Here is a 26,947-nt window from a genome sequence, read left to right as displayed (position 1 = left end):
TTGTAAGTCCAGCATACTCTTCGACCAGCCCGCCTGCAAATGCAGCGCACAATGCGTGTGCGCTGTGTCCCGGAGCGCTTCTACGCGGCGGCGGCGCGGGCCTTGTGCAGCTTGCGATAGCTGTCGATCAGACGCTGGTGCCGCTCCAGGCCTTCCAGCTTCATGCTGGTCGGGGTCAGGCCGGAGAAGCGCACGCTGCCGTCCACCGAGCCGAGCACCGCGTCCATCCGCGCATTGCCGTACATGCGGCGGAAATTGGCGACGTAGTCCTCCAGTTCCAGCCCCTCGTCGAGCACCACCTCCAGCACCACGTTCATCGCCTGGTAGAACAGGCGGCGCTCGACGGTGTTGTCGTTGTACTGCAGGAAGGCGCCCACCAGTTCCTGCGCATCCTCGAAGCGCTGCAGGGCCAGGTTGATCAAGAGGCGCAGCTCGAGCACCGTCAGCTGACCCCATTCCGTGTTCTCGTCGAACTCGATGCCGATCAAACCGGCGATGTCCGAGTACTCGTCCAGCTCGTTGTTCTCCAGGCGCTCGAGCAGGGCCGCCAGCGCGTCGTCGTCGAGGCGGTGCAGGTTCAGGATGTCTTCCCGGAACAGCAGGCTCTTGTTGGTGTTGTCCCAGACCAGGTCTTCCACCGGATAGATCTCCGAGTAGCCGGGCACCAGGATGCGGCAGGCATTGCTGCCCAGCTGGTCGTACACCGCCGTGTAGACCTCCTTGCCCATGTCCGTCAGGATGCCGAGCAGGGTCGCGGCTTCCTCGGCGTTGGAATCCTGGCCCTGGCCCGAAAAGTCCCACTCGACGAAGTCGTAGTCCGCCCTGGCGCTGAAGAAGCGCCACGACACCACGCCGCTCGAATCGATGAAGTGCTCGACGAAGTTATAGGGCTCGGTGACGGCCTCGCTGGCGAAGGTCGGCTGCGGCAGGTCGTTCAGGCCCTCGAAGCTGCGCCCCTGCAGCAACTCGGTCAGGCTGCGCTCCAGCGCCACCTCGAAGCTCGGGTGCGCGCCGAAGGAGGCGAACACGCCGCCGGTGCGCGGGTTCATCAGGGTGACGCACATCACCGGGTAGGTGCCGCCCAGCGAGGCATCCTTGACCAGCACCGGGAAGCCCTGCTCTTCCAGGCCCTGGATGCCGGCCAGGATGCCGGGGTATTTGGCCAGCACTTCCTGGGGCACGTCCGGCAGCGCGATCTCGCCTTCCAGGATTTCGCGCTTGACGGCGCGCTCGAAGATCTCGGACAGGCACTGTACCTGGGCTTCGACCAGGGTATTGCCGGCGCTCATGCCATTGCTGGCGTAGAGGTTCTCGACCAGGTTGGACGGGAAATACACGGTTTCGCCGTCCGAATGCCGGACAAAGGGCAGCGACACGATGCCGCGCTCCACGTTGCCGGAGTTGGTATCGATCAGGTGCGAACCGCGCAGTTCGCCGTCCGGATCGTAGATGCCCAGACAATACTCGTCGAGGATCTCGCCCGGCACCGCATCGTCCGGGCCTGGCTTGAACCAGCGCTCGTTCGGATAATGGACGAAAGGCGCGTTGGCGATATCCTCGCCCCAGAACACGCCGGCGTAGAAGTGGTTGTTGTTCAGGCGTTCGATGTATTCCCCCAGGGCCGAGGCCAGCGCGCTTTCCTTGGTCGCACCCTTGCCGTTGGTGAAACACATGGGCGAATGCGCGTCGCGGATATGCAGCGACCAGACATTCGGCACGATATTGCGCCACGAGGCGATCTCGATCTTGATGCCCCAGCTGGCCAGCATGCCCGACATGTTGGCGATGGTCTGCTCCAGCGGCAGGTCCTTGCCGGGGATATAGGTCTGCGCAGCGGCATCCGGCTGCAGGGTCAGCAGCGCCTGGGCGTCGGCGTCGAGGTTCTCCACCTCTTCGATCACGAATTCCGGTCCCTGCTGGACCACCTTCTTCACGGTACAGCGCTCGATCGAGCGCAGGATGCCCTGGCGGTCCTTGTCGGAGATATCGGCCGGCAGCTCGACCTGGATCTTGAAGATCTGCTTGTAGCGGTTTTCGGGATCGACAATATTATTCTGCGACAGGCGGATATTCTCGGTCGGGATATTCCGGGTATTGCAGTAGAGTTTGACGAAATAGGCCGCGCACAAGGCCGACGAGGCCAGGAAATAGTCGAAAGGCCCGGGCGCGGAGCCATCGCCCTTGTAGCGGATGGGTTGGTCGGCAATGACCGTAAAGTCGTCGAATTTCGCTTCCAGGCGAAGCTTGTCGAGAAAGTTGACCTTGATTTCCATAATAAATCCTTCACACCTGCTTGAAAAAACATGGCCAACGCCGACCATCCAAATAACAAGGCCCTGTAAGAACAGGGCCTTTACCGACATTATCCGCGACGTTCGAAGTGCGCGCAATCGACGTTGACGTTGCGTGATACACGACGGTATTATGAAATCGATTTCACAACAATATCAGGAGACAGCATGCACCACCCTGCGCCACAGACCGGCACTCCCCTATCCTTGCCTCCGCTCCGCCTGGCCGCTGCCTGCGCCGCGCTGCTGCTTGCCGGCGGCGCGCATGCCGCCGGCCCGGCGAGCGTCAAGCTGAACCAGGTAGGCTACCTGCCGGCCGCGCAAAAGCTGGCCGTGGTGCCGGCCGACGCGCAGGCGCGCTTCGCCGTGGTGGAAGCAGGCAGCGGCAAGCAGGTGTTCGAAGGCAGCCTGGCCAGCGCCGCCACCTGGGATGCGTCCGGCGAGCGGGTGCGCCTGGCCGACTTCACGGCCCTGCGCACGCCCGGCAGCTACCGCCTGCGCGTGGCCGGCCTGCCGGACTCGGCGCCCTTCGCCATCCAGCCCGGCGTCTACCGTGAGCTCGACATCGCGGCGATCCGCAACTTTACCCTGAACCGCACCGGCATCGCCCTGACCCCGGCCATCGCCGGCCCTTACGCGCGCCCGCTGGCGCACCCGGACACGCGGGTGCTGGTGCACGCCTCGGCCGCATCGAAAGCGCGTCCCGCCGGCACCGTGATCTCGAGTCCGAAGGGCTGGTACGACGCCGGCGACTACAACAAGTACATCGTCAATTCGGGCATCAGCACCTACACCCTGCTGGCGGCCTACGAGCACTTTCCCGAGTGGTTCGCCAAGCTGCCCCTGAACCTGCCGGAAGCCGGCAACGGCCTGCCTGACATCCTCAACGAGACCCTGTGGAACCTCGACTGGATGCTCACCATGCAGGACCCGAACGACGGCGGGGTCTACCACAAGCTGACCAACAAGGTCTTCGACGGCATAGTCATGCCCGAGAAAGCGACTGCGCCGCGCTACGTGGTGCAGAAGACCACCACGGCCACGCTCGACTTCGCGGCGGTGATGGCAGTCGCCAGCCGCGTGCTGAAACCCTTCGACAGCCAGCAGCCGGGACGCTCGGCGCGCTACCTGGCCGCGGCCGAACAGGCCTGGCGCTGGGCCGAGGCCAACCCGAAGGTTCTGTACGAGCAGCCGGCCGACATCCAGACCGGCGCCTACGGCGACAAGAGCGCCGAGGACGAACTCGCCTGGGCCGCCGCCGAGCTCCTGATCGCTACCGGCAACAGCGACTACCGCAGCCGCGCCTTTGCCCATGCGGGGGATGCCGCCAAGGGCACCGAGCCGGGCTGGGCCGACGTCGGCATGCTGGGCTGGATCTCGCTCGCCCAGCACGCCGGGCGCCTGCCGGCGGGCGCGGACGCCGCCCCCGTGCGCAAGCAGCTGCTGGAAGTTGGGGACCGGCTGGTCGAGCGCTGGCGCGCCTCGCCCTACCGCGTCACCATGGGCGCCAAGGATTTCGTCTGGGGCAGCAGCTCGACCATCCTGAACCAGGCCATGATGCTGGTGGCGGCCTACCGCGTCGAGCCGCGGCCGGATTACCTGAACGCGGCGCAGTCGGCGCTCGACTACGTACTCGGCCGTAACGGTCCGGGCATGTCCTTCGTCACCGGCTTCGGCGAGCGTTCGCCGATGCACCCGCACCACCGCCCCTCCGAGGCGGACGGCGTCAAGGCGCCGGTGCCGGGCATGCTGGTGGGCGGCCCCAACCCGGGCCAGCAGGACGCCAAGGATTGCCCGGTCCCCTATCCGTCGAAGCTGCCGGCCCTGTCCTACATCGACCATGTGTGCAGCTACGCCAGCAACGAGATCGCGATCAACTGGAACGCGCCGCTGGTCTACGTGGCGGCGGCGATGGAGTCGCTGCAGCGCTGAAACGGCGCAGCAACACCGATTGTTAGGCGCAAACATTTCTATTGCCTGGCAATCGGAACCTGCTCTACACTTCCTGTCGTATGCACGCCCTACGCATACCTACGACAGAAAAAGACAGGAGACAGAATGAATGACAAGCCGATCCGCCGGATCGTGATCGTGGGCGGGGGCACCGCCGGCTGGATGGCGGCGGCCCCGCTGGCGCAGCGCCTGCTGGGCCGCCCTGAGGAGCCCTGCGAGGTGATCCTCGTGGAGTCGCCCGACATCGGCACCATCGGGGTCGGTGAAGCGACCCTGCCGACCATCCGCTACTACAATGCCGCGCTGGGCCTCGACGCCGACGACTTCGTACGGCGCACCAAGGCCAGCTACAAGCTCGGCATCGAGTTCAAGGACTGGGGCCACCTCGGCAACCGCTTCTTCCACGGCTTCGGCGATTTCGGCCCCTCGCTCGACCGCCACCCGTCGCACTTGTTCTGGCTGCGCATGTCCACGCAATTCGACAACATGCCGGCGCTGGAGAACTGGTCGGTGTCCTCGATCATGGCGCGCAAGAACAAATTCGTGCCGCCGCACAAGGGCACGCCCTCGATCACCGACGCGTATTCCTACGGCTACCATTTCGACGCCGGCCTGTACGCGAACTACCTGCGCGACTACGCGGTGACGCACGGTGCGCAGCGCCTCGAGGGCACGGTGGTGGAGGTCGAACAGCATCCGGAGAGCGGCTTCATCACGGCGGTCAAGCTGCGCGACGGCCGCCGGATCGAGGGTGACCTGTTCGTCGACTGCTCCGGATTCCGGGGCTTGCTGATCGAGGGGGCATTGAAGGCCGGCTACGATGACTGGAGCGAGCAGCTGCCCTGCAACAGCGCGCTCGCCGTGCCCTGCGCCAGCGCGCCCGCGCTCACGCCCTATACCCGTTCCACGGCCAAGGAGGCGGGCTGGGTCTGGCGTATCCCGCTGCAGCACCGCACCGGCAACGGCCACGTCTACAGCAACGCCTTCACCAGCGACGCGCGGGCACGCGAGGTACTGCTCGACTCCCTCGACGGCGCCGCGCTCGACGAGCCGCGCCAGCTCCGCTTCGTCACCGGCCGCAGGCGCAAGTCATGGGTCAAGAACTGCGTCGCGGTGGGCTTGTCCGCCGGCTTCGTCGAGCCCCTGGAATCGACCAGCATCAGCCTCATCGAGACCGCGGTCGGCAAGCTGGTCGAGCTGTTCCCGGACCGTGACTGCCGTCCCGAGCTGGCCGATGAGTTCAACCGCTACATGGGCGTGCGCTACGAATCGGTGCGCGACTTCATCGTCCTGCACTACAAGCTGACGAAGCGCGACGACTCTGAGTTCTGGCGCTACTGCGCCAACATGCCGATTCCCGATACGATTCGCCACCAGATCGAGCTGTTCCGCGAAACCGGGCGCGTCACGATCCTGGACCCGCACGGCTTCGCCGAGCCGTCCTTCGTGGCCATGCTGATGGGACTGGGCGCGGTGCCGAAGCGTTACGATCCTTTCGTGGATGCGGTGGACATCCGCGAGGTGCACGGGCATTTCGCCGGCGTGCGCGACATGATCGTGCAGGCGGTGGACCGGATGCCGACGCATGACGCCTATATCGCTGAGCAACTTCGCACGAGCCAGCTGAGGGCAGCCAGCCCGCGCGCCGCCTGAGCGGCCCCTGCCCTTACCAGCCCATCCGCGCCCGGACCAATGCAGTCAGCTTGGCTGCATTGGCCTGGTGGTGGTGCACCCGCGGATGCTGGCCATAACCCGTATGCTCGAAGAACAGGGTGTCGATGCGCTTGTCGCCGTTCTCCTTGCGCATGCGCTCCACGGCCGCGGTGACGTAGCCCGGCCAGGGTGAACCGGGCCGGGTCGCGTCCATGCTGCCCAGCGCGCAGACGATGTAGGCCTGCGGATAGAGGCGGCGGATGCGCTGCACGAACTGCTTGTAGGCCTCGACGCGCTGGGCATCGTTCGGCTCCGGCTGCAGCTTGTGGTCGCGGCCGATCAGCCAGCTGTCGTTCTGCAGCAGGTTGACCACCACCACGTCCGGCGTCCAGCGCGAGAAATCCCAGCGGCTGTCGTTGTTGCCGACGGCGCTCAGCTGGTCGTAGAAGTCCGGCATGGTGAACGGGAACCAGCTGATCATCACGCCGATGCCGCTCTGCGAGGTCATGTGCATTTCGGCCTTGAGCTGCCTGGCGGCGATCGCCGCATAGGACAGGAAGCTGTTCTTGTCCTTGCCGGCATCGTCGCGGCCGTTGAGCGCGCCCTCGTTGCCCATGCCGCTGGTGATCGAGTCGCCGAAGAACTCGATGCGGCGCTTGGGCCGCGGCGGTGGCGGCAGCAGCCCGGCGCCGTCATCCAGTTCCAGGCCGCGGAACCTTGTTGCGCCCTCTTCGCCCTCGGTGCGCTTGGTGACCAGGAAGCTGTGGCTTCCCGGCGCCAGCTTCTGCGCCACGACATAGGTCGCTACGCCCTGCTTCGCTTCGATAACCAGGGGCGCGGACAGGTCGCCGTCCAGGAACACATTGAAGTAGTTCCGGCCGCGCTGGTCGTCGAGCTTGATGGCGAACGAGGTGCCGGTGAAGCGCCCGGCGATCGCGCTGTTCGGCCAGGAGATCACCGGCGCGGCCGGATCCGAGAAGTCGATGCGGCCGGTGTACTGCAGTTTCGCGTCGCTCGGCGAGACCGGCGTGGCCGCCGTCGCCAGGCCGGCGTGCAGCACGGCCGCGAGGGCGAGTAGAAGAGTAAGACGTTTCATTGTGGCGCTTTCAGGAATGCCGGCAGCTTGTCCAGCGTGATGACCTTCGGATGGTGATAGACCTTGTTCTTGTGCTCGGCCGTATTGTAATAGTCGCCCGACCAGAAGTTGCTCTTGTCGCGTACTCCGGCCCCGGCCCTGGCGTCGTTCCAGACCGTGAACCAGAGCCAGGGCGCCCCTTCCGCGAGCATCTTGTCCGGATCGGGGATATAGCTGGTTTCGGTGAGGGCTACCGGCTTGGCGCCGCGGCCGATGGCGAGCGCGCGGCGGTAGGTCGCGGCCTGGGCACCGTAGCGCTTGCCGTCGCTGTCGTCGTAGATGTCCCAGCCGACGATGTCGACCACGTCGTCGCCCGGGTACCAGGCTTCGTCCTGCCCGTTCCACACCCAGATCAGGTTGTGCAGCCCGTGGTTTTTTACCAAACGGTCAAACATGTGACGCCACAGCAGGATGCAGGCCCGGGCGGGCGACTCGCCGTCGCTGCGCGCGCGGCCCCACCAGAACCAGCCGTCGCCCTGGTGGCCGGAGGCTTCATGCAGCGGACGCCACAACACGGTGACGCCCGCGTCGGCCAGCTTTTTCAGCTCCGCCGCGACCAGGTCGATGCCCTCGTTGATCTGGCGCCAGGCCGGGCTGGCGGTGTCGAGCCGGCCACCTGCCATCGGGATGGTGAAACCGGTATTCCTGGCCGGGTCCGGCTCGCGGACGTAGAAATTGGCCCGGTTGCGGCCTTCGGTCCCGAGCAGCGCCGGGTCACGCCAGTGCCAGCAGAAACTCACCAGGCCGCCGCGCCGGGTGAAGGCGATCGCCTCCTCCACCTGGCGCAGGCCGGAGGTGTTCGCCCCCCGCATCCCGGTGTTCATGAAGTCGTAGCCCATCAAGGCTGGATACTTGCCGGTGTCGTCGAACACCCGCTGCGCCATGTCGACGCCGTCGTCCCATGTTAGGTCCTGCTGGCCGGCGATGACTTGCCGGCCCCAGATGCCGTGCAGCCAGGCATACACCGACTGCGCATGGGCGCCGGCCTGCGGGTCCGCCAGCGCCGGGGGCCTGCGCGCCGCGAGCGTCAAGGGGCTGGCCGCCGGCGCGCACAGCGCGGCCAGCCCCTTGAGCAGCTTCCTGCGCGCGGTCACAGCTTGATGGTCACCGGGCGGCCATCGTAGCTGACCGACTGGTCGTAGGCATCCAGCTTGCTCGCAGCCGCGGTGCCCGGACGCAGCACGCGCACGCGGATCTCGCGTTTCACCGGCATGCCCTTGTACTGGCCCACGCGCGCGCCGATGGTGAGCACGCCCTTGCGGTCGTCGTAGCTGAACGGGATGCGGCTGTACTCGCCGCGGACGTAGGCGTTGGTGACGCCGTCGTCCTCGTACAGGCTGGCCTGGCCGTCGGCGCCGGCAACCACCTGCAGCACCAGCGGCGCATCCGGCTTCTCGTCCACGTACTGGGTGACCGGCCCGGTCGGGATCACGGCGCCGGCGCGCAGGAACAGCGGGATACGCTCGCGCGGCGCCTGCACGGTGATGGTGTTGCCGCCCTTGTGACGTTCTCCGGTATCGAAGTCGACCCAGTCGCTGCCCTGCGGCAGGTAGACCTGGCGCGAGCGCGCGCCGTAGCTGGTGACCGGCGCCACCATCAGGCTGGGGCCGAACATGTACTGGTCCTTGATGTTCTTCACCCGGTCGTCATGCGGGAAGTCCATCACCAGGCCGCGCATCATCGTGCCCGAGTGATAATGGGTGTCGGCCGCCATCGTATAAATATAGGGCATCAGGCGGTAGCGCAGTTTCAGGTAGCCGACCATGGCGTCGCGCATGCTGTCGTCGCCGGCCGCGATGTTGTAGATCTCGCGCTTGACCACCTCGCCGTGCGAGCGGAACAGCGGCGAGAAGGCGCCGAACTGGAACCAGCGCAGGTTCAGCTCGCGCCATTCCTTCATGTCTTCCGGATCGGCCTGCTTGGTGCCGGTCGCGCGGTTTTCCTGGGCCGAGCCGACATCGCCGACCTGGAAGCGTGTCTCCTGCGCATAGCCGCCGATGTCGTGGGTCCAGTTGGGGATGCCCGACATCGAGAAGTTGACGCCGGAGGCGATCTGGTCGGCCAGGTTGTTCCAGCGGCCGACGATGTCGCCGCTCCACACCGCCACCGAATTGCGCTGGATGCCGGCAAAGCCCGAACGCGACAAGATGAACTGGCGCTTGTCCGGCTGGTCGCGGCGCAGGTTCTCGGCGAAGCCCTCCGAGTGCACCAGGCTGTAGGGGTTGAAGGTGATCTCGCCGGCGCCGTAGACGGTCGGGCCGATCAGCTGCTTGAAGTCTTCCAGGCGCGCGTTCGACAGGATGTCGGGCTCGGTATTGTCCATCCACCAGGCGTCGAAGCCCAGGTCGACCAGCTTGTGCTTCATCTGGCGATAGTAGATGTCGCGTGCTTCCTTCGTGTACGGGTCGTAGTGGCTGTTCTTGTAGCCCGGCCCGACCCAGTCGAGGTCGCCGTTCTCGACGTTCTTGGTCCACATATGGCCCTTGGCCGCCAGTTCCTTGTAGTTGTCGGTATTGGCGTAGAACTTGCCCCAGATGGAGAGCATGATGCGCGCGTTCTGCTTGTGCACCGCATCGACCATGCCCTTCGGGTCCGGGAAGCGTTTCTTGTCCCAGTCGTGCGAGCCCCAGCCGTCTTCCGGCCAGTAGAACCAGTCCTGCACGATGTTATCCAGCGGCCAGCCGCGCTTGCGGTATTCCGCCACGGTGTCCAGCAGCTGCTGCTGGGTCTCGTAGCGCTGGCGCGACTGCCAGTAGCCGTAGGCCCATTTCGGCATCATCGGCTGCTGCCCGGTCAGGTGGCGGTAACCGGCGATCACCCGGTCCATGCTGTCCGCGCTGATGACGTAGTAGTTGATCGCCTCGGCGATTTCCGAAGACATCGTGAGCGAATGGCGCTCCGGCTGCGGCAGCGGGTTGTTGTGGGTGATGGCGATCATCCCGCTCGACACCTTCCAGTCGAGGTGCAGCTTGACCGGCTTGTTCTTCTCGAACCTGACCTCGAAGTTGTGGTACCACGGATTCCAGCCCATGCGCCACACGTCCATCACTTCCTTGCCGTCGATGGACAGGCGCGCATAGTCGGAGGAGTACAGCTGCATCTTGTGCACGCCGGGCTTGTCGCTAACCAGGCTGCCTTCCCAGACCACGCGCGCGTCCTTGAGATCCTTGAGCGGCGGCAGCTCCTTGGGCCAGTTCTCCGCCACGTCCTTCAGGTACTGGTAGGCGATGTCCTTTTCCTTGCGGGTGAGCGCCAGCTTGCCGTCGACGTAGTAGCGGGCGGTCAGCCCGCCGGGCTTGCCGTCGGCGTCGCGCAGGACCAGGTCGCGCGACATCCAGGCATAAGGCGTGGCGTCGCCGAAGCGCGAGATGCTGTTGTTATCCCACAGCAGTCCGTAGTTCTTGTCCGAGACCACGAAAGGCACCGAGGCGATCATGTTGTGCTGGGCCAGCAGCACGTCTTCGCCGTTGTAGTTCATCTGCGAGTTCTGGTGCTGGCCCAGGCCGTAGTAGGCGTCGCGGGTGCCGTGGTTGAAGCCCTGCTTGATCGCGAAGAACGGCTTGCCGCCCACCGTAACCGGCTTCATGCTCTCGGCGTCCTGCTGCAGGATCGGCTTGCCGGCCGCGTCGAAGAAGGACACGCGCCCGTCCTTCAGCGTCACCGTGGCCGAGATTCTGCCCGCCTTGAGCAGCACCGCCTCGTCCTTGCCGACCCGGGTAGCATTCACGGTGAACGTACAGGTGCAGGGCGTGGCGACCGTCATCAGGGAAGGCGTGAGCGCCTTGCCGGGCGCATCGAACTTCAGGACCTGGATGATGTTGTCGCTCATCAGGTTCAGGCGCACCAGCTTGGCGGCGCCACGGTCGGGCTTGACCTCGATGCCGGTGGCGGTCTTCTGGTAACTGCCGGCGAAGGCCTGGGTGGCTGCGCACAGCAGCAGGACGGCGCTCGCCATTCGGGTGATTTGCATTGCGGGTCTCCTGGTGATCGTTTTTTATCGGTCAAGGCTGGTAGGTGCCCATCCTGACCTTCAGCACGGTAGGCATAGCTGGCAGGTTCAGGCCGTAATCGGTCTGGTCGCCGTTCCAGTTGCGTTCCATGATCCACTTGCCGGCGGCGTCGAAGCGGCCTTCCTCCACCCGCGCATACATCGCCGGCTTGCCGCCCGCGGAGGACAGTTTCACGCGTGCGCGCTGGCCGACCAGCACGAACTCGGCGGGTCCGATCTGCGCGATCGCCACGCCGCCGCCGGGCAGCTCCGTGCCCTCGGCGTATTCGTTCTTGTCGCGCAGGTACTGGCGCTCGCCGAACTGGAATTCGCGGAAGGACACCGTGGCCTTCCAGCCGTCCAGGGCGAGGGTTTGCGGCGCCCGGTCGTCGCCTTCCGCCACCCCATGAGTGCGGCCTTCGAAGGCCCAGCGCGCCCACAGGCGCGACATCGGCGCAAAGGCCGCATACACCTGAGCGAAGGGCTCGACCATGCGGCGGTCCGTGTGCTTCGAGCCGAGCGGATAGTTGCTGTAGCTGGCGTAGTCGATCCCGAACGGCACGACGCCGAGGGCGCCCTTGCCGACGATCTGCCAGACGTAGCGCGCATACGTGGCGGCATTGCCCATCTCCGCCACCAGCAAGGCATTGTCCGGACGCTGGAAGCTTTCCAGCACGGCCGCCACCTTGCCGGACTCCGGCATGTAGATGTCGGGCGCGGCGAAATCGATGTGGGGCGCGGCAGCCTTGTAGATGCCGAGCACGTCCCAGGTCGGGCCGCCGCTGGCGAAGTCGCCTTTCCAGGGTGGGGGCAGCTGGTCAAGCTGGCCCGGCTGGCCCGGCTGGCCCGGTTCGCGCAGCGCATTGTTGACGAACATCGGCAGGTCGTAGACGGCGCGCCCGGCTTTCGCGATCTCCTCGATGTAGCTGGCGATCGCCCAGGTATGGAAGTACTGCTCGGCGTAGTCGCCGTACACCTCGCTCCAGCTGCCCTGCGCCGGTCGTCCCGCAGGTGCCGGCTGGCGGGCCAGCACCGCGCCCGGTACCGCCTGGCGGAACGCGGCTTCGGCGCGGGCCCCATGGTCGCGCGCCAGGCCGTAGGTGCCGACCTCGTTCTCGACCTGCACCATGATCACGGTGCGCTTGCCGGCGTCGATGTTGCGCAGGTGGCGCATCAGGGCCACGAAGGCCTTCCTGTCGGCGGCGAGCGTGGCTTCGCCGAAGGGCGACAGGCAGTAGCTGGCCTTGCCTTCCTGGTCGCGCATGCGCGGGAAGCGCGCGTTGTCGAACTTCACCCACTCCGGCGTATAGGCCGGGCCGGTGTTCTTCCAGGTGCCGAACCACAGCAGGACCAGGCGCTTGCCATGCGCCCTGGCCTGGGCCACCAGGGTATCCACGTAACTGAAGTTGAAGCGCCCTTCCTCGGGCTCCACCTGTTCCCAGGCGACTGGAATCGCCAGCGTGTTCGCCTGCGCATCCTCCAGCGCGGCCCAGACCTTGGGCAGGGCTGCCGGGTAATTGCTGGAGTTGTGGGCCTGGCCGCCCAGGATCAGGAATGGTGCGCCGTCCACCAGCAGCGCGTGGCGCCCCCCGCGTTCCACCAAGCGCGGCAGCTCGGAATCGGCTGCTGCGGCCGGCGCCACCTGTACGAGCTGCGCCAGCGCCAGCGTTGCAGCCAGCGTCCTGAATCGGTTCATGCTGTCTCCTTTCGGACCCTTGCAGGGCCTCTCAAATCGGTAGTCGGTCGGCAATTCGTGCCAGCATCGTAAGTCAGCCGTACACAGCATTGCAAGCAAAATGTTCACGCTAACATATCAGTACCGATATGCTCGCCGCTGTTTGCCCTGGAAAAACTTATCCAGCGACCGGATTAGCAGTGAGGAGCAGCATGCTTATTCCGGCTAGAGAGTGCTTCAGTCAAGCTGGATTCGACCTCACCGCACTAGACCGATGCAGCTTGCGGGACGATTCGCGTAGCAAACGCAAGAAAAATCTTCAAGTCATGAAATCGATTTCTTGACCTTGCGCAATCTATTGCGTACTGTAGAGATGGTGTGACATCGATTGCAGTGAAACAAACGCCTGGCGGCGGATGGCGCCCCTCCGGTAATTCGCTAGCCAGCGCGTTTCGCATGTCGCCACGTGGCCACTTCGCCGCATTGAGTGTTGTGCATTAACAAAACTTACACGCTGTTCAGGTTGCGGCGCTAAAATTATGGTAGCGTACAACATCCAGTGTTAGCAGGGCGTCGATGCAGTCGCGGCGCATGGCGGCCTGGCAAATAAAAAAATTACCTACATCAGGAGACATCGTGAGGAAGTTCCAGAAAACAGCGATCGCTGCAGCGGTCGCGCAGATCGCCGTCGTCTATGGCGGCGCAGCATGGGCCCAGACCACCAATACCAGCGCGGAGGAGCCGGTCGTCCCTGCGACGCAGGTGGTCAAGGTGTCCGGCCAGCGCGCAGCGCTGCAATCGGCCCAGAAACTCAAGCAGAATTCCGACGAGGTGGTCGACTCGATCGTCGCCGAAGACATCGGCAAGCTCCCGGACCGTTCGGTCACCGAGGTGCTGCAGCGTATCGCCGGCGTCACCATGGACCGCAACATGCCGGGCGACCCGAACCGCCAGGCCGTCGAAGGTTCCGGCGTGTCGGTGCGTGGCCTGACCTACGTGCGCTCGGAAGTCAACGGCCGCGACGCGTTCTCGGCCGGCGGCGGCCGCTCGCTCGGCTTCGCCGACGTGGCGCCGGAACTGATGGCCGGCGTCGACGTCTACAAGAACCCGTCCGCGGAACAGATCGAAGGCGCCCTTGCCGGCCTGGTCAACCTGCGCACGGCCATGCCGTTCGACTTCAAGGGCCTGAAGGGCTCGCTGGGCGTATCGCAGACCTACTCGGAGCTGAACAAGGCCAAGGGTCCGACAGGCGCCCTGCTGCTGTCGAACCGCTGGAACACCCCGCTCGGCGAATTCGGCGCCCTGGTCGACTTCGCCTATGCGAAGAACCCGACCCGTACCGACGCCATCGGCATCGACCCCTACTTCCCGCACGTGAACTCCCGCAACCCGGCCCAGTACAACCGCGACGCGACCAAATGGCTGCCGCTCGGCGGCGGCCTGCGTTCGCAGGACTTCGAGCGCGTCCGCCGCGGCGACTATGCCGCGTTCCAGTGGCGTCCGACCCGCGACGTGACGGCTGGCCTGACCTACTTCAAGACCGATTACCAGGAAGACCTGAGCGAGCGCGTGGTCGCCTCGTCCGAAGACAAGTGGTACCAGCAGGTCGCCGGCGCCGACGCCGTCTATGACGACAAGGGCGCCTTCCAGAGCGGCACGATCGCGAACCCGAGCTACGGCGGATCGCCCTTCAACAGCTCGCGCCGCATTAACCAGCGCACCTCCGGCACGCGCGACCTCGCGCTGAACGTGCAATGGCGCGTGACGCCGGACCTGACCTGGACCAATGACATCCAGCACGTCCGCTCCACCACCGAGGGCTTCGACGCCGATGTCTCGACCGGCTTCATCCTGCCGAACCAGTCGATGGACCTCAGGGGCAGCATCCCGAAGATCGGTCTCGGCTCTGCTGAATTCATGGCGGACCCTAAGAACTACTACTGGGCCTACACCCAGGAAGCGCTCGACCGCGCCAAGGCCGAGCAGAAGACCTGGCGCAGCGACGTCAAGTTCTCCTTCGACGATCCGGTGCTGCGCGACATCCGCTTCGGCGTGCGCATGGCGGACCGCGAAGGCGAGAACAACAAGGCGCAGAAGTTCTACAACTGGTCGTCGATTACCTTCCCGTGGATGGAAGGCTGGCAGATTCCGGGCGTGGCGCGCCTGAGCGACCCGCGCTTCGCGGGCGGCACCGAGCTGGCGCAGATCGATAATTTCTTCGGTGGCAAGGTATCGATTCCGGCGATGCTGTATCCGACCGATGCACTGGCACGCGACTTCCCGAACGGCTGGACCAAGCTGCACGGCTACCACACCATCCTGTGCCAGGAGCAGGCGGCGGCCCAGGGCTGGGGCACCTGCGACACGTGGAAACCTTCCACCTTCGACACGCCGTCGGCACGCAACACGCAGACCGAGAAGACCCGCGCCGCCTACACCCAGCTGCGCTTCGGCTTCGACGACCTCAAATACCCGATCGACGGCAACATCGGCATCCGCTACGTGAAGACGTCGAACACCACGAACGGCTACATCGCGTACGATCCGACCAACGTCAGCATTCCTGGCGACGTGCCGGTGGAAGGCGTGAACACCCTGGTCAACATCGCCAAGTTCGAAACCCCGCGCAGCACCGATACCGGGTACCACAACTGGCTGCCGAGCCTGAACCTGCGCATGAAGGTCAGCGACCAGCTGCAGTTCCGCTTCGCCTGGGCCAAGGCGATGTCGCGTCCGGACTTCAACCAGCTGCAGTCCCTGACCACCCTGACCTCGCCGGCGAACCAGCTGACGATCAAGGATCCGGTCACGCTCGCGGACCAGCGCGTCGTCTTCAGCGGCAACAACCTGACCGGCACCAGCGACGGCAACCCGCTCCTGAGGCCGACCACCGCGACCAACATCGACCTGACCGCCGAATGGTATTTCGCGCCGGGCGGATCGCTGACCTTCTCGGCCTTCGACAAGGACATCAAGAACATCGTCGTGAACACCACCTACGGTTACACGGTGAAGGATGTCAACGGCCAGGATCGGACCTTCGCGGTCACCCATCCGATCAACGGCGCCCACGGCTTTGCCCGCGGCTTCGAGATCGCCCACCAGCAGTACTACGACTTCGTGCCCGACTGGCTGCGCGGTATCGGCACCCAGGCCAGCTGGACCTATGTGTCGAGCGAGCGCAAGCTGGACAAGCCGGTGCCGGCCGCATTCTGCGCGGGCAGCGACCAGTCGAACATGAACCTGTCGATCAACGGCTGCGACACCGACGGACGTCCGTTCGGCAACACGCCACTGCAAGGCCTGTCGCGTCACACGGTCAACTTCGCGGTCATGTACGAGAAGAACGGCCTGTCGGCACGCCTGGCGTACAACTGGCGCTCGCGTTACCTGGTTGCCGTCAACACCTGGGGCAGCCGCGGCAACAACGGCCTGAACACGAATCCGGACGCCGGCGCACGCTTCCTGATCCCGACGCCGAACAACGACCAGGCCTACGGCCTGCCGCTGTGGCAGGACGATTACGGCCAGCTGGACGGTTCGATCTTCTACGACTTCACGGACAAGTTCCGTATCGGCCTGGAAGCCCAGAACCTGAACAACGCCAAGACGCGCCAGGTCATGCAGCAGCATGCCGGCATGTTCACCCGCCAGCTGTTCATGAGCGGTCCGCGTTACACCATCCGGGCGCAGTACTCGTTCTAAGCCGCGCTTCTGCGTCTTAGTACGGCAAGCAAGTTCGTCTCTCCTGAAGTCGCGGTTCCGCCATGCGGACCGCGGCTTTTCTTTCTCTTTTCATCCATTTATCAGACAAGGAGCATTCCATGCAGATCCAAGGCGACATGATCATCGGCAGGCGCAGCGTGCGCGGCGCCGCAGGCGTCGTTCACGCCATCGACCCGGCGCGCCACGCTACCGTCGAACCGGGCTTCGGCCTGGCCTCCAGTGCAGAGCTGGAGACGGCCTGCACGCTGGCCGAGCAGGCCTTCGACAGCTACCGCGCCCTGCCCCTGGAGCGGCGCGCCGCATTCCTGGAGGCGATCGCCGCGCGCATCCTCGACCTCGGCCCGGCCCTGATCGAGCGCGCCGGCCTCGAATCCGGCCTGCCGCAGGCGCGCCTGGAGGGTGAACGCATGCGTACCGTCAACCAGCTGCGCCTGTTCGCCAAGGTGGTCCGCGACGGCCATTTCCTGGCGGCGACCCTCGATTCGGCCCTGCCCGAGCGCACGCCGCCGCGCCCGGACCTGCGCATGCGCAAGATCCCGCTGGGCCCGGTCGCGGTCTTCGGCGCCAGCAACTTCCCGCTCGCGTTCTCGGTGGCCGGCGGCGATACCGCATCAAGCCTTGCGGCCGGCTGCCCGGTGGTGGTCAAGGCCCACAACGCCCACCTCGGCACCTCGGAACTGGTGGCCCGCGCGGTGCAGCAGGCGGCGATCGACTGCGACATGCCGGAAGGCGTGTTCTCGATGCTGATCTGCGAAGGCAGGACCATCGGCACCGCGCTGGTGGCGCATCCAGCAATCAAGGCGGTGGGCTTCACCGGCTCGCGCCAAGGCGGCCTGGCCCTGATGCGCACCGCCGCCGCACGTCCGGAACCGATCCCCGTGTATGCGGAAATGAGCAGCGTCAACCCCTTCTTCCTGCTGCCGAACGCGCTCGAAGGCAAGGCTGCCGCGCTGGCGCAGGGCTTCGTCGATTCGCTCACGCTCGGCGTCGGTCAGTTCTGCACCAATCCGGGCCTGGTGGTCGGCCTGGAAGGAGAGGCATTCAACGCATTCAGCGTCGCGGCCGCGGAGGCCCTGCAGCTCAAGGCCGCCGGCACCATGCTCACGCCCGGTATCCACAAGGCCTATGTCGAGGCGATCGAAGCCCGCTCCGCGGTGCCGGGCGTGCAGTTGCTGGCGCGCGGCGCGGCAGCCGGCGCGGAAGGCCCGGCATGCGCAGCGCAGCCGGCCCTGTACGGCTGCGACGCCGCCACCTTCCTCGCTACCCCTGCGCTGGAGGAAGAGATCTTCGGCCCGGCCGCGGTGATGGTGCGCTGCCGCGACGAAGCCGAACTGCTGGCGGTGGCCGCACATGTGGAAGGCCAGCTGACCGCGACCGTCCACGCGACGGCGGCGGACGGCGCGCTGGCGGCAAGCCTGCTGCCCCTGCTCGAGCGCAAGGCGGGCCGCATCCTGTTCAACGGCTTCCCGACCGGCGTCGAGGTGTCGCATGCGATGGTGCACGGCGGCCCCTTCCCCGCCACCTCGGACAGCCGCACGACCTCGGTCGGCGCCACCGCGATCGACCGATTCCTGCGCCCGGTGTGCTACCAGGCCGTGCCAAGCGAACTGCTGCCGGAAGCGCTGCGCGACGACAATCCACTGGGCCTGGCCCGGGTGGTCGACGGCGAATTGAAGACCGCGGGCTGATCGGAGCAGTTGTAGGGTGGGCGGATTCCGCCCACGCGGTCACATCACGGTGCTGCAGCCCGTGCGCCGGTTAAGAAGCCAACTATCACCGCGTGGGCGGGAGGACCCGCCCACCCTACAAAGATCGGGACAAGGCCATAAACGAAAAAGCCAGACGCATGCGCCTGGCTTTTTCACGTCCACCGGCGCCCCGGCGCCGTCTGGATCAGCGCCGGCCGGTACGCGTCGCCACGTCCAGCCACACCGCCAGCGTCAGGATCAGGCCCTTGACGATCATCTGCCAGTAGGTGTCGACGTCCAGCATCGACATGCCGTTGTCCAGGCTGGCCATGACCAGGGCGCCCACCAGCGCGCCGTGCACGGTGCCGGCGCCGCCGCGCATCGAGGTGCCGCCGATGAAGCACGCGGCGATCACGTCCAGCTCGGCCGACATGCCGGCCGAGGGCGAACCCGCGGCCAGCCGCGCGGTGTTGATCAGGCCGGCCAGCGCGCACATCAGGCCCATCAGGCCGAAGATCCAGAGCTTGACGGCGCGCACATTGATGCCCGACAGGCGCGTCGCTTCCATGTTGCTGCCGACGGCGTAGATGCGGCGGCCGAACACGGTCTGGCGTGCGATGTAGCTGAACACGCCCAGCAGGACCAGCAGGATCAGCACCGGCAGCGGGATGCCTTCATAGCTGTTGAAGGTGGTGATGAGGCCAGCCAGCACCACGCCGATGATGGCCACCCGGGCCACGCTGCGCCACAGCGGCAGGACCGGTAGCTTGTGGCGCGCCTGGCTGGCGCGCTGGCGCCAGGCCAGCACGCAGGCCATCACGAACAGGCCGGCGCCGAGCAGCATGCCGAAGGCCGGGGGCAGGTAGGCCTGGCCGAGCTGCTCGAATTCCGGCGAGATCGGGGCGATGGTGGTGCCGTCGGTCAGTCCCAGCACGATGCCGCGGTAGGCCAGCATGCCTCCCAGCCCGACAATGAATGAGGGTATGCCCGCATAGGCTGTCAGGTAGCCGTTCAGGAAGCCGAGCAGCATGCCGCCTGCCAGCACGATCGCCATCGAGATCGGCAGCGGCAGGTGGTGGACCACGTCGAGCACCGCAGCCAGCCCGCCCAATAGTCCGAGGAGCGAACCGATCGACAGGTCGATCTCGCCGGCGATGATGACGAACACCATGCCGCAGGCCAGGATGCCGGTCACCGACATCTGGCGCATCAGGTTGGACAGGTTGCGCGCGGAAGTGAAGCCGCCGTCGGTCTTCCAGCTGAAGAAGGCCCAGATGATGGCGATCGCGACCAGCAGGGCCAGGATTTTATACTGCGTGAAAATCTGCTTGAAGCTGATTCCCGTGTTTGTCGCCGCCCGTGCCGCGCCCCCCTGGGCCGCCGCTGGCGCGTGTACTTTGTCTAGCATCATTTCACCTGTCCGATTGCAGCGCCCAACACCATTTCCTGGGTCAGGCCTTGATTAAGGAAGTTCCCACGCAGCTTGCCCTCGCCCATCACCAGCACCCGGTCGGAGACCCCGAGCACCTCGGCCAGTTCGGACGACACCATGATGATCGAGATGCCCTGGGCGGCCAGTTCGAGGATTAGCTTGTAGATCTCGAACTTGGCGCCGACGTCGACCCCGCGGGTCGGCTCGTCGAGGATCAGCACCTTCGGCTGGGTCAGCAGCATCTTGGCCAGCACCGCCTTCTGCTGGTTGCCGCCCGAGAGCGCCGTGATCGGCAGCGCCGGGCTGGCGGTCTTGAGCGCCAGGCGGCGGATCTGCTCGCCCACCTCGCGCGCTTCCAGGCCGTCGTCGATGCGCGAGAGCTTCGAGAAGCGGTCCAGCACCGACAGGGTGATGTTCTCGCCCACCGACAGGTCGCGCACGATGCCGTGCTGCTTGCGGTCTTCGGGCACCAGGGCGAAGCCCGTCCCGATCGCCTTGAGCGGTGTCGAGGTGTCGACCCGCTGGCCGTTCAGCCACACTTCGCCTTCGTAGGCGCCTTCGTAGGAGCCGTAGATCGCGGTGACCAGCTCGGTGCGTCCCGCGCCCACCAGGCCGGCGATCCCGAGGATCTCGCCGCGGCGCAGCTCGAAGGACACGTCGTCGACCTTCTTGCGCTGCGGCTGGTCCGGGTCCCAGCAGGTGACATGGCGCGCCTCCATCACCACCTCGCCCACCTCGTGCGGGAGCGATGGATACAGCTGGTTCATCTCGCGCCCGCACATCTGGGCGATGATGCGGTCCACGTTCATCTGCTGCATCGGCGTGGTGGCGATGTGCTTGCCGTCGCGGATGACCACGATGGTGTCGCAGATCGCCGCGACTTCCTCGAGCTTGTGCGAGATGTAGACGCAGGCCACGCCCTTGGCCTTGAGGTCGCGGATGATCTCGAGCAGGACCTCGATCTCGCTGGCCGTCAGCGAGGCCGAGGGCTCGTCCAGGATCAGCAGGCGCGCCTGCTTGTTCAGGGCCTTGCCGATCTCGATCAGCTGCTGGTGGCCGCCGCCGTAGTTCTTCACGGGCAGCACCACGTTGACGTCGGGGAGCTTCAGCTCGCGCAGGATCTCCTCGGCGCGGCGGTTCATTGCGGGATAGTCGAGGCGCCCGCCCGGCAGGGTCAGTTCATTACCGAGGAAGATGTTCTCGGCCACGGACAGTTCGGGCACCAGCATCAGTTCCTGGTGGATGATGATGATGCCGGCGTCCTCGGTCTCGCGCACCGAGCGCGCCCGCAGCGGCTGGCCGTCGAGCAGGATCTCGCCGTCCCAGCTGCCGTGCGGGTAGACCGCCGACAGGACTTTCATCAGGGTCGACTTGCCGGCGCCGTTCTCGCCGCACAGGCCGATGCACTCGCCGGGACGGATCGCCAGGTCGATCCCGTCGAGCGCGGGGACACCGTCGAATCGCTTCGCGATGCCCTTCATTTGGAGAAGATAGGGTGACATTCAAGACTCGTTCAGGTGCGCCGCCACGCCGGTCGTCTCCGACCGGCGCGACTGGCGCAAAGTGCCGACAGCTGGTGGATTACTTGCCGGCCAGCTGTGCCTGGGTGTAGAAGCCGTCCTTGACCAGCAGGTCGACGTTCGACTTGTTCAGCAGGACAGGCTTGAGCAGCAGGCTGTCGACGTTCTTGACGCCGTTGTGCATCTGGGCGTTGTAGGCCGGCTTCTGGTTGCGCACCAGCTGCACAGCGACGTTGGCCGCGTTCGAGGCCAGGGCGCGCAGCGGTTTATACACGGTCATGGTCTGGGTGCCGGCGATCACGCGGCGCACCGCAGCCAGGTCGGCATCCTGGCCCGACACCACCACCTTGCCTGCCAGCTTCTGGGCTGCCAGCGCCTGGATCGCGCCGCCGGCGGTGCCGTCGTTGGAGGCAACCACGGCGTCGATCTTGTTGCCGCTCGCGGTCAGCGCGTTCTCGACGATGGCCATCGCCTCGGAAGCGCTCCAGTCCTTGACCCACTGCTTGCCGACGATCTTGACGTCGCCCTTGTCCACCAGCGGCTGCAGCACCTTCATCTGGCCTTCGCGCAGGATCTTGGCGTTGTTGTCGGTCGGAGCGCCGCCCAGCAGGTAGTAGTTGCCCTTCGGCTTGAGGTTCACCAGCGACTGCGCCTGCAGTTCGCCGACCGCCTTGTTGTCGAACGAGACATAGGCGTCGACGTCGGCATTCAGGATCAGGCGGTCATACGAGACCACCTTGATCTTGGCCTTCTTCGCTTCGCGGATGGCGTTGTTCAGCACCGTGGCGTTGTAGGGAACGATCACCAGGACGTCCACGCCGCGCGAGATCAGGTTTTCGATCTGGGCGATCTGACGCTGCTCGCTGGCGTCGGCCGATTGTACGTACACCTTGGCACCCAGCTTCTGGGCGGCGGCCGTGAAGTAATCGCGGTCGCGCGCCCAGCGCTCCAGGCGCAGGTCGTCGATCGAGAAGCCGATCTTGGGATTGGTGGCATCGGCGTGGGCAACGCCGACGCCGCCCGTGAACAGCATGGCGCAGGCCAGGCTGACGGCCTTGATCATCTTTTTCATTATTACGTCTCCTATGAATTTCTTATGCTGCTTATGTTGCCTTGCGGTCCTGCGCTGCAGCGGCTTCTGCCATTCTGATCAAAATCCCGCCGCCGCGCCAGCCCGTCTTAGCCTTAGTGGTTATGGCGCGGCATGTCGTGGCCCACGCCGCGATAAGGCAGCGCCAGTTCCATGCAGGCGCCGGTATGCAGCTGGCCCACGGTGGCGCGGTAGATCTGCTGCCACGGCGTCTGGTTGGGCGGGATCGCCGGCGGGTCGTCCCTGCGGCGTGCTTCCATCTCCGCATCGGAGATGAGAACGTCGCAGCGTCCCGCGTTCAGGTCCACGCGCACGATGTCGCCGGTGCGCAACAGCGCCAGGTTACCGCCGGCCGCGCTCTCGGGCGAAGCGTTCAGGATCGACGGGCTGTCCGAGGTGCCGGACTGGCGGCCGTCGCCAAGGGTCGGCAGCGCCATGATGCCGCGCTTGATCAAGGCATCGGGCGGCTGCATGTTCACCACCTCGGCCGATCCGGGCCAGCCGAGCGGGCCGGATCCACGGATCACCAGCATGGTGCGCTCGTCGATTTCGAGCGCCGGATCGTTGATGCGGTGGTGGTAGTCGTCCGAGCCGTCGAACACGACCACGCGGCAGTCGAAGCGGTTTTCCGCCCCCGGCTCCGAGAGGTAGCGCTCGCGGAAAGCCGGGGAGATCACGCTGGTCTTCATGATGGCGAAGTCGAACAGGTTGCCCTTCAGGACCATGAAGCCGGCACTGTGCTTGAGCGGATCGGCGAAGGGACGGATCATCTCGCGGTCCCAGCTTTCCTTGTCCACCAGGTTCTCGGCCATGGTCTTGCCGGTCACGGTCGGGCGCTGCGAGCGCAGCAGGCCCTGCTGCTCGAGCTCCCACATGATGGCCGGCACACCGCCGGCGCGGTGGAAGCGCTCGCCGAGGTATTTGCCGGCCGGCTGCATGTTGAGCAGCAGCGGCACGTCGTAGCCGTATTCCATCCAGTCTTCAGGCGTGATCTCGACGCCGGCATGGCGCGCCATCGCCACGATATGGGGCTGGGCGTTGCTGGAGCCGCCGATCGCGGCATTGACCACGATCGCGTCCAGGAAGGCTTCGCGCGTCAGGATGGTCGAGGGACGGACGTCTGCATGGGCCAGTTCGACGATGCGGCGGCCGGTGTCGTAGGCCATCTGGCCGCGTTCACGGTACGGAGCGGGAATCGCCGAGCAACCGGTCAGGGACATGCCGAGCGCTTCGGCCACGGCGTTCATGGTCGAGGCGGTGCCCATGGTGTTGCAATGGCCGGCGGACGGGGCCGAGGCGGTGGCGATCTGGATGAATTTCTCTTCGTCGATCTCACCTGCTGCCAGGCGCTTGCGCCCTTTCCAGACGGCGGCGCCCGAACCGGCCAGTTCGCCTTCGAACCAGCCATCCAGCATCGGGCCGCCGGACAGCACGATGGCCGGGATGTCGACCGTGGCGGCCGCCATCAACTGGGCCGGGGTGGTCTTGTCGCAGCCGGTGGTCAAGACCACCGCGTCGATCGGGTAGCCGTGCAGGATCTCGACCAGGCCCAGGTAGGCCAGGTTACGGTCCAGCGCCGCGGTCGGGCGGCGGCAGTTTTCGAAAATCGGGTGCAGCGGGAATTCCATCGGGATGCCGCCGGCGTCGCGGATGCCGTCGCGCACGCGCTTGGCCAGGTCCAGGTGGATGCGGTTGCAGGGCGCGATGTCACTGCCGCTCTGGGCGATGCCGATGATCGGCTTGCCCGAGCGCAGTTCGTCCGGGGTGATCCCGTAGTTCATGAAGCGCTCCAGGTAGAGCGCGGTCATGTCGATCCGCTCGGGGTTGTCGAACCAGTCCTGGGAGCGGAACCGGCGTGGCTTCTGTTGTTGGTCGTCGTGATTCATGTTCTCATTTCTCCAGCCGCAAGAGGCGCTGCGGCAGTCCCGGGGTCTCCACACGGAAGCTGAACAGGCCGCCGGCCAGCGGTTGCGCCGCCAGTTCTTCGTTCGACAGGCCCTTGCGGGCGGTGGTGGCGTAGACCGTGCGCAGGTCCTCGCCGCCGAAGGCCAGCTTGGTGACGTTGGCGCAAGGGAAGCGTACTTCGCCGACTTTGCGCCCTTGCGCGTCGAAGCGGTCGATGCGCCAGCCGCCGAAGGTGGCGATCCACACGCAGCCTTCCGCGTCCACGGCCATGCCGTCCGGATAGCCGCCGTCCTGCAATTCCACGAACAGGCGCTTGTTCGACAGGCTGCCGTCCGCCGCCCGGTCGAAGGCGTAGGTGCGCTTTTCCAGGGTATCCGTGTGGTACAGGGTGCGCCCGTCGGGGCTCAGCGCCGGGCCGTTGGTGATGATGTAGCCGTCGTCGTGGCGTTCGGCCTTGCTGCCGTCGAAGCGGTACAGCGCGCCGGTGGGCAACTCTTCGGCGTCGTCCATCGAGCCGAACCACAGCGCGCCGTCGGCGTCGACGTGGCCGTCGTTGAAGCGGTTGCCCGGTACCTCGGCCTCCACCGCCAGCAGCGGCGCGAAGGCGCCGGTGTCTTCATCGAAGCGGTACAGGCCGTCGTCCAGCGAGCAGACCATGCCGCCGTCGTCGGCGCGCACGATGAAGCTGACCTGTCCCGGCGCATCCCAGCTCCGGCGGTTGCCGCCGCCGGCGTCGCAGCGGTGGACGCGCCGGCCCTTGATGTCGACGAACCAGACCTGCGCGCTGGCGGCGTCCCACAGGACGCCCTCGCCCAGCGTGGCGCCCACCTGCCACAGGCAGGCCGGGCTGCTCGCGATGTCGTTCGGGCTGCTCATGCGCCGTACCAGCCCGCGTCGACGAAGTACTCGCGGCCGCTGCAATGACGCGCGTTGTTCGAGGCCAGGAACAGGGTCAGTGCGGCCACGTCCTGCATCTCGACGCGCTCCGGGAGGCACTGGCCGGCCAGGATGCGCGCCTCTTCTTCCTCGGTATGCCACAGCGCCTGCTGGCGCGGGGTGCGCACCGCGCCCGGCACCACGGTGTTGGCGCGGATGCCGTACTTGCCGACATCGCGCGCCAGCGCGCGGGTCATGCCCTCGATGCCGGCCTTGGCCGTCATGTACAGGTGCAGCTGGGTGTGCGGCAGATGCCAGGAGATCGAGCCGAAGTTCAGGATCACCCCGTCGCGTCGCGCTTTCATGCCCGGCAGGACAGCCTGGGTGCAGAAGAACTTGTGGCGCAGGTTGACGTTCATGCGGCTTTCCCAGTACGCCGGGGTGACGTCCTCGATCTCGTGGCGGTCGTCATTGGCCGCGTTGTTGAGCAGGATGTCGACGCCGCCCAGTTCTTCCTCGATGGCAGCGAACACGGACTTGAGCTGGTCCAGGTCGGTCAGGTCGCAGCGCATGAATTTCGGCGGGTACTGGGACGCGGCCAGGCTGGCTTCCAACTGGCGCGACGCCTCCTCGGCGATGTCGAGGAAGACCACGCGCGCGCCCTGCCCGGCGAAGGCCGCGGTCAGCTCGCTGCCGATGCCGCTGCCGCCGCCGGTGACGACGACACGCTTGCCCGCCAGGCTCGGGTAGGACGCGTAAGTAAATTCTTGATTCTTGTTGTCAGACATGAAGTTCTCGTAAGGAGTGGCGTCCTATCGGCCGCCGGCTGCGGCCAGCAGGCCGCGCCGCGCCAGGTTGTTGTAGAGGGCCCGTACGCCGAAGGTCCAGGGTTCGATGCCGTCGCTGCGCTGGACCGTGTTGACCAGCGTGCCGAGCGAGGGCGTGGAGATGCTGACGCGATCCCCGAGGTGGTGGGTGAAGCCTTTGCCCGGCGCGTCGCGGTCCTTGATCGGCGAGAACATCGTGCCGAGGAAGAGCATGAAGCCGTCCGGATACTGGTGGTGGGCGCCGCAGGTCTGGCCGACCAGGTCGAGCGGGTCGCGGCTGATCTCGCGCATACGGCTGTGGCCCGCCAAGCTGAAGCCGTCATCCAGGCCTTCGATCAGCATGCCCACTTCGGCTTCGCGCAGGGTGTCGAGCGAGAAGCCGCCGTCGAACAGGCGGATGAAGGGGCCGATCGCGCAGGAACCGTTGTTGTCCTTGGCTTTGCCCAGGAGCAGAGCGCTGCGGCCCTCGATGTCGCGCAGGTTGACATCGTTGCCGAGCGTGCCGCCGACCACCAGCCCGCGGCTGTTCACGGCCAGCACGATTTCCGGTTCCGGGTTGTTCCAGTGGGATGCCGGGTGCAGGCCGACCTCCGCGCCGTGGCCGACCGCCGACATCGGCTGCGACTTGGTGAACACTTCGGCATACGGCCCGATGCCCACTTCCATGTACTGCGACCACAGGCCGCGGCTGGACAACTCGTCCTTCAGGCGCAGGGCGGCCTCGGAGCCGGGCTCGATCTGCGACAGGTTAGTGCCGATCGAGGCCTGCAGCTGGGCGCGCAGTTCGCCGGCGCGCCCGGGATCGCCCTTGGCCTGCTCTTCGATCACGCGTTCCAGCAGGCTGACCGCGAAGGTCACGCCGCATGCCTTGATCGCCTGCAGGTCGCAGGGGGCGAGCAGCCTGATGCCGCCGTCGGCTTCCCCGCTGCTTGCGGCCTGCACCAGCGCCAGCGCGTCGCCCAGGTCTTCGCCTTCGGCGCCGCGTACGACGGCCAGCATGTCGTCGCGCTCGAACAGCTCGGCCACCGTGGCGGCGTGCCGGGTGATGTCGACCAGGCGGCCGCGGCGTACCGCCACCACGGCGGGGCCGTCGACTGGCGCGCCGCGCCAGACGCGGCCGACCAGCAATGCGTCGTTCAGGTCGGCGGGCAGCAGATTGGTTTCTTGTGTCATGATCTTTCTCTTTTC

General features: G+C 66.1%; 16 protein-coding genes. 4 read left to right on the top strand and 12 right to left on the bottom strand.

The genetic code is table 11. The features are described from left to right. Positions 1-80: 80 nt before the first annotated feature. Positions 81-2,273 (bottom strand): OsmC domain/YcaO domain-containing protein, encoded by a 2,193-nt coding sequence (locus FG94_RS25470; RefSeq protein ID WP_036217568.1) that lies wholly within the window; start codon positions 2,271-2,273, stop codon positions 81-83. A gap of 186 nt (positions 2,274-2,459) precedes the next feature. Here FG94_RS25470 and FG94_RS25465 point away from each other — a divergent pair, with 186 nt between their 5' ends. Together FG94_RS25465 and FG94_RS25460 are read left to right on the top strand one after the other, a co-directional pair. Then, positions 2,460-4,223 carry a glycoside hydrolase family 9 protein gene (locus tag FG94_RS25465; protein WP_051997113.1) on the top strand — a complete coding sequence of 588 codons (1,764 nt, stop codon included), beginning with the start codon at positions 2,460-2,462 and terminating at the stop codon, positions 4,221-4,223. A gap of 126 nt (positions 4,224-4,349) precedes the next feature. Continuing rightward, entirely contained in the window at positions 4,350-5,897 is a 1,548-nt protein-coding gene (locus FG94_RS25460) for a tryptophan halogenase family protein (RefSeq protein ID WP_036217563.1), read from the top strand. A 13-nt stretch (positions 5,898-5,910) separates the two neighbouring features. Here the strand turns inward: FG94_RS25460 and FG94_RS25455 are convergent, their stop codons facing one another. The 4 genes from FG94_RS25455 to FG94_RS25440 are packed head-to-tail and all read right to left on the bottom strand — an operon-like array spanning position 5,911 to position 12,716. Continuing rightward, positions 5,911-6,993, bottom strand: a complete 1,083-nt coding sequence (locus tag FG94_RS25455; RefSeq protein WP_081926204.1) for an SGNH/GDSL hydrolase family protein — start codon at positions 6,991-6,993, stop codon at positions 5,911-5,913. Beyond that, positions 6,990-8,126: a glycosyl hydrolase gene (locus tag FG94_RS25450; protein WP_036217561.1), complete on the bottom strand. Its 1,137-nt coding sequence runs from the start codon at positions 8,124-8,126 to the stop codon at positions 6,990-6,992. Before FG94_RS25450 ends, FG94_RS25455 begins: the two co-directional genes overlap by 4 nt. Further along, entirely contained in the window at positions 8,123-11,002 is a 2,880-nt protein-coding gene (locus FG94_RS25445) for a TIM-barrel domain-containing protein (RefSeq protein WP_036217558.1), read from the bottom strand. The genes FG94_RS25450 and FG94_RS25445 overlap by 4 nt, the downstream gene beginning before the upstream one ends. Positions 11,003-11,033: 31 nt before the next feature. Continuing rightward, positions 11,034-12,716 (bottom strand): DUF5597 domain-containing protein, encoded by a 1,683-nt coding sequence (locus FG94_RS25440; protein ID WP_036217557.1) that lies wholly within the window; start codon positions 12,714-12,716, stop codon positions 11,034-11,036. 615 nt (positions 12,717-13,331) lie between these two features. Here FG94_RS25440 and FG94_RS25435 point away from each other — a divergent pair. Both FG94_RS25435 and FG94_RS25430 read left to right on the top strand, forming a co-directional pair. Then, positions 13,332-16,400 carry a TonB-dependent receptor gene (locus tag FG94_RS25435; protein WP_036217556.1) on the top strand — a complete coding sequence of 1,023 codons (3,069 nt, stop codon included), beginning with the start codon at positions 13,332-13,334 and terminating at the stop codon, positions 16,398-16,400. Positions 16,401-16,519: 119 nt separating this feature from the next. After that, positions 16,520-18,109, top strand: a complete 1,590-nt coding sequence (locus FG94_RS25430; RefSeq protein ID WP_036217554.1) for an aldehyde dehydrogenase (NADP(+)) — start codon at positions 16,520-16,522, stop codon at positions 18,107-18,109. Between the two features lie 205 nt (positions 18,110-18,314). On the opposite strand, the gene FG94_RS25425 is transcribed toward FG94_RS25430, so the two are convergent. From FG94_RS25425 to FG94_RS25395, 7 genes are all read right to left on the bottom strand, one after another. Beyond that, positions 18,315-19,520, bottom strand: coding sequence for a sugar ABC transporter permease (locus tag FG94_RS25425; RefSeq protein WP_081926203.1), 1,206 nt, complete (start codon positions 19,518-19,520; stop codon positions 18,315-18,317). Continuing rightward, positions 19,517-21,043, bottom strand: a complete 1,527-nt coding sequence (gene xylG / locus FG94_RS25420) for a D-xylose ABC transporter ATP-binding protein (RefSeq protein WP_036217552.1) — start codon at positions 21,041-21,043, stop codon at positions 19,517-19,519. The genes FG94_RS25425 and xylG overlap by 4 nt, the downstream gene beginning before the upstream one ends. 79 nt (positions 21,044-21,122) lie before the next feature. Then, positions 21,123-22,133, bottom strand: coding sequence for a D-xylose ABC transporter substrate-binding protein (gene xylF / locus FG94_RS25415; RefSeq protein ID WP_036217551.1), 1,011 nt, complete (start codon positions 22,131-22,133; stop codon positions 21,123-21,125). A 113-nt stretch (positions 22,134-22,246) separates the two neighbouring features. Further along, entirely contained in the window at positions 22,247-24,037 is a 1,791-nt protein-coding gene (locus FG94_RS25410) for an IlvD/Edd family dehydratase (protein ID WP_036217548.1), read from the bottom strand. A gap of 4 nt (positions 24,038-24,041) precedes the next feature. Continuing rightward, positions 24,042-24,932, bottom strand: a complete 891-nt coding sequence (locus tag FG94_RS25405) for an SMP-30/gluconolactonase/LRE family protein (protein ID WP_036217545.1) — start codon at positions 24,930-24,932, stop codon at positions 24,042-24,044. Further along, complete coding sequence (locus FG94_RS25400; RefSeq protein ID WP_036217542.1) at positions 24,929-25,720, bottom strand: SDR family NAD(P)-dependent oxidoreductase; 792 nt, start codon at positions 25,718-25,720, stop codon at positions 24,929-24,931. Before FG94_RS25400 ends, FG94_RS25405 begins: the two co-directional genes overlap by 4 nt. Before the next feature lie 24 nt (positions 25,721-25,744). After that, positions 25,745-26,932, bottom strand: a complete 1,188-nt coding sequence (locus tag FG94_RS25395; RefSeq protein WP_036217540.1) for a fumarylacetoacetate hydrolase family protein — start codon at positions 26,930-26,932, stop codon at positions 25,745-25,747. Between the last annotated feature and the right edge of the window lie 15 nt (positions 26,933-26,947).

It is taken from the genome of Massilia sp. LC238 (assembly GCF_000735635.1).
Taxonomy (GTDB): domain Bacteria; phylum Pseudomonadota; class Gammaproteobacteria; order Burkholderiales; family Burkholderiaceae_D; genus Telluria; species Telluria varians.
This window is presented reverse-complemented; position numbering and strand designations above follow the sequence as displayed.

Bases quoted from the DNA above. Each gene is read 5' to 3' on its own strand.
- FG94_RS25470 (WP_036217568.1), bottom strand. From the start codon at position 2,273: ATGGAAATCAAGGTCAACTTTCTCGACAAGCTTCGCCTGGAAGCGAAA.
- FG94_RS25465 (WP_051997113.1), top strand. From the start codon at position 2,460: ATGCACCACCCTGCGCCACAGACCGGCACTCCCCTATCCTTGCCTCCG.
- FG94_RS25460 (WP_036217563.1), top strand. From the start codon at position 4,350: ATGAATGACAAGCCGATCCGCCGGATCGTGATCGTGGGCGGGGGCACC.
- FG94_RS25455 (WP_081926204.1), bottom strand. From the start codon at position 6,993: ATGAAACGTCTTACTCTTCTACTCGCCCTCGCGGCCGTGCTGCACGCC.
- FG94_RS25445 (WP_036217558.1), bottom strand. From the start codon at position 11,002: ATGCAAATCACCCGAATGGCGAGCGCCGTCCTGCTGCTGTGCGCAGCC.
- FG94_RS25440 (WP_036217557.1), bottom strand. From the start codon at position 12,716: ATGAACCGATTCAGGACGCTGGCTGCAACGCTGGCGCTGGCGCAGCTC.
- FG94_RS25430 (WP_036217554.1), top strand. From the start codon at position 16,520: ATGCAGATCCAAGGCGACATGATCATCGGCAGGCGCAGCGTGCGCGGC.
- FG94_RS25425 (WP_081926203.1), bottom strand. From the start codon at position 19,520: ATGATGCTAGACAAAGTACACGCGCCAGCGGCGGCCCAGGGGGGCGCG.
- xylG (WP_036217552.1), bottom strand. From the start codon at position 21,043: ATGTCACCCTATCTTCTCCAAATGAAGGGCATCGCGAAGCGATTCGAC.
- xylF (WP_036217551.1), bottom strand. From the start codon at position 22,133: ATGAAAAAGATGATCAAGGCCGTCAGCCTGGCCTGCGCCATGCTGTTC.
- FG94_RS25410 (WP_036217548.1), bottom strand. From the start codon at position 24,037: ATGAATCACGACGACCAACAACAGAAGCCACGCCGGTTCCGCTCCCAG.
- FG94_RS25405 (WP_036217545.1), bottom strand. From the start codon at position 24,932: ATGAGCAGCCCGAACGACATCGCGAGCAGCCCGGCCTGCCTGTGGCAG.
- FG94_RS25400 (WP_036217542.1), bottom strand. From the start codon at position 25,720: ATGTCTGACAACAAGAATCAAGAATTTACTTACGCGTCCTACCCGAGC.
- FG94_RS25395 (WP_036217540.1), bottom strand. From the start codon at position 26,932: ATGACACAAGAAACCAATCTGCTGCCCGCCGACCTGAACGACGCATTG.